We start from the raw sequence: 1,961 nt of genomic DNA, 5'->3' as shown, positions 1-1,961 counted from the left end.
AACTCTGCACCGTTGCACATTTCGGTCCAGGTAACGGCATGGATTCCAGGGTCTGCGCGCGTCGCTTCGCTCCTTGCTCCGCCCTGGAATGACGAAGTTCGGGAGCCTCCAGCTCATCGCCAGCGTTTGCGCTGACTACCCCAAATGGACGCTGATAGCCTTGCCCGACAAGCCTGCGATCTCGGAAGTCGCAATTCTCGGCTCGCCCTGACCTGAATCTCAACGTACCTCAGCGCAGTTACCCATGACGAAATCCAGCAGATGCTCGGCCCAGGCGCGATAGCCTGCCTCGGAGGCGTGGAAGCCGTCGGACGCGAAGCCGGCATCGGGATTGGTGATCGGCAGGCGCGAGGCGGGCACGGCGCCGCGCTCGTTGCAGAGCCGCACGCCCATGCGGTTCATTTCCGTGGCGCGGATCTCGAGGATCCGGCCCAGCAATGGCGGCATTGCCGGCGCGCGGGTGAATTCCAGCACCGGCGACCAGACAACGCGCGCTTCCGGCCATTTGGCGCGCAGCGCGTATAGCAGCCCGCCGAACTCCTTCTTGAAGCGCGGCACGGAGTGAAAGTTCTTGGTGTCGTTGGTGCCGATGGCGAGCACGATATGCGTCCAGGGATCGGCCGATAAATTGGGCAGGACATGGTCGCGGATCTGGCCGGAGGTCGCCGAATTGAAGCCGGCGGCGCGCCAGCGCACGGCTCGGCCGGTTCGCTCGGCGATCAGGCCGGCAAGCCGCGCCGCTAGCCCGCGTTCGGATTGCTCGATGCCGACCGATGCTGCCGAGGAATCACCCAGGACCAGCAACGCGACGGATGGCGCCTTGCCCGGTATTTCGTGCAGCACCGGGCCTCGCGCAGGCAGCATCCGCGTGGTGCGGCGGCGCACGCCGAGGCCCTGCCAGACATAGACCGGGAAAGCGAGCCAGGTGAGGAGGGCAAGCAGGCGCTGCATGGCAAATCCGTTGAAAACAGCGGGAAGCCTTAGCGCATCTTCAGGCCCAGGTGAACGAGACGATCACGCGCAGCAGTCCGGCCGGTCCTCGTCCTGATATTCGTCGTGGAGGCGCACCCAGTCCATCAGGTTGTGATAGGGGCCGGTCTCGCCGCGGCCTTTCGGCGTCATGTCGAGGTAATGATAGGCTCCGATCAGCGCGTCGCCGCCGCGGCCTCGCGACAGGAAGGTCAGGAAGATGTCGCCATTGCCGTCGCGGTAGAAGACGCTGGTGCCGGGCAGGTCTTTCGACCGCAACGGTCGCTTCTCGAAATTGTAGGTCGTGTCGCCGGCCGCGATCTGCCTGTCGGTGAAGGAGACCTGCAGGTCGAAGTTGAAGTCCGATGCATAGGACGATACCCAGTCGAACTTCCAGCCCATGCGCTGCTTGTAAGGCAGGATCTCGGTCAGCGCCGCGCGCGAGACGACGACCAGGGATACGTCGTGGTGCTTGAGATGCTGGTTGGCGCCGTCGATATGGTCGGCGAGGAACGAGCAGCCCTGGCAACGGTGGTCGCAACCCGGCGTCATCATGAAATGATAGACGATGAGCTGGCTCTTGCCGGCAAAGAGATCGCCAAGACGCTTCGGTCCCGCTTCGCTCTCGAAGACATAATCCTTGCGCAGCTTGAACCAGGGCAGCTGCCGCCGCTCGGCGGCGACAAGGTCGCGGAAGCGTGTCAGCTCCTTCTCGCGTTCCAAATGATTGCGATGTGCCTCGAACCAGTCCTCGCGTGAAACCACGGCATTGCGTTGCATGACCATCTCCTGTCCTCTCCCGCCAAGGACGTTCGACATCGGCTCAACCCGACACAGTCGCCGTTGTTTCGCTGCTCAGGTAGGAACGCGGCCCGCAAAAAACAAAACCCGGGCCATGAGCCCGGGCTTCTGTTGGAATTGGAAGAGATGGCGTCAGGCGGCTTTCTCAAGCGCCGGCTGCCATTTCCCGAGCGCCGCCAGATGGTTCATAT

2 protein-coding genes are annotated in these 1,961 nt (G+C 63.3%); both read right to left on the bottom strand.

Annotated elements, in window-relative coordinates:
* Nucleotides 1-219: 219 nt before the first annotated feature.
* Complete coding sequence (locus tag EOA27_RS34095; RefSeq protein ID WP_127258463.1) at nucleotides 220-951, bottom strand: SGNH/GDSL hydrolase family protein; 732 nt, start codon at nucleotides 949-951, stop codon at nucleotides 220-222.
* 63 nt (nucleotides 952-1,014) lie between these two features.
* Nucleotides 1,015-1,749, bottom strand: a complete 735-nt coding sequence (locus EOA27_RS34090; RefSeq protein WP_126080830.1) for a thioredoxin family protein — start codon at nucleotides 1,747-1,749, stop codon at nucleotides 1,015-1,017.
* Nucleotides 1,750-1,961: the final 212 nt, after the last annotated feature.

The sequence above is a fragment of the Mesorhizobium sp. M2A.F.Ca.ET.037.01.1.1 genome (assembly GCF_003998075.1).
Lineage (GTDB): Bacteria > Pseudomonadota > Alphaproteobacteria > Rhizobiales > Rhizobiaceae > Mesorhizobium.
The sequence above is the reverse complement of the archived record's forward strand: the minus strand, read 5'-3'. Positions and strand labels throughout refer to the sequence as shown.